This window comes from Streptococcus sp. HF-1907 (assembly GCF_015594605.1).
In the GTDB taxonomy this organism is placed as follows: Bacteria; Bacillota; Bacilli; order Lactobacillales; family Streptococcaceae; genus Streptococcus.
This window is the reverse complement of the sequence record NZ_JADNQT010000039.1, coordinates 1-968: the sequence shown is the minus strand read 5'-3', so window position 1 is coordinate 968 and position 968 is coordinate 1. Positions and strand designations below refer to the sequence as shown.

The following is a 968-nucleotide window of genomic DNA, read 5'->3' as shown; positions in this document are numbered from 1 at the left end:
CAAAAGAGTTATAGACGAACTTTATTTTTTTATAAAAAACACAGCGTAGAAAAGGCTACAATGTGTTTGAAATGTCGATTTCATTATCAGTTCAAGATATACTTACTAAATTGTCAATCGTTTGATTACCTGACTGTTTCCTTGTAACAACTGTCTTTTATCCATTTTATGAAGTTATCATCAGTAAATGGACTGACACTATGCTTATCAAGGGCTTAGTTCCCAATTATCTTATCGTCGATTCTGGTTATAAAACACCAAATATTGCACATTTCCTTCTCTCACAAGGAATCATGCTAATATTCCCATATACTAGACCTCGTGAAAAGAAAGGCATGCTTAGCCCCAAAGAGTTTGTCTCTGATGAGTAATTATAATGTTTACTCGTGGTGCTAGTTAATTTCAAAATATCTTAAATTATAAGCTAATACGATTTGCTCTATCCTCAATTGCAATCCTGTTTTTCCTCTAGCTAGTGTTTGTTCCATATCGAAAAGCGTACAAAGTTCTGAAAAACGTGTCTCAAGGGTGCGTCTCATCGCCTATAGTTTCCAATGATTATGTTGCTTAGCCCCTGCCATCTTTTGACGTAAGGGAGTCCAAAGATGATAACCTTTTTGCTCCAAACTATTTCTAAGCTCGCGACTAAGATAGCCCAAATCAGCCAAAATGTAAGAGTGATGGCAGTTTTCCAGTAAGTCCTCAACGGCTCTAATATCGTGAACAGATGCTGGTGTCACAACGTAGTTCAGAATATAGCCTGATAGGGTGACCAGCATATGAACCTTGAAACCATAGAACCACAGTTGTTTGGAAGCATTGTAACCAGTATCTGCCAAGCCATCAAAAATACGTGTTCTATAGTTACAGACTGGTTGACATAGTGGTAAGGGAAAACTGTCCATGATAACGATGGTATCAGGAGAGATTTGGGTATTCATTACTTGTCTGATGAGTTGAACTAACCC

Annotated in this window: 2 pseudogenes; one reads left to right on the top strand and one right to left on the bottom strand. The window is 37.4% G+C overall.

Annotation, left to right across the window (positions count from 1 at the left end):
- Positions 1-206: 206 nt before the first annotated feature.
- A pseudogene (locus IYQ92_RS10445) lies at positions 207-368 on the top strand (IS5/IS1182 family transposase); the annotation flags it as partial.
- 24 nt (positions 369-392) lie between these two features.
- Here the strand turns inward: IYQ92_RS10445 and IYQ92_RS10115 are convergent.
- Positions 393-968, bottom strand: a pseudogene (locus IYQ92_RS10115) (IS982 family transposase); the annotation flags it as partial.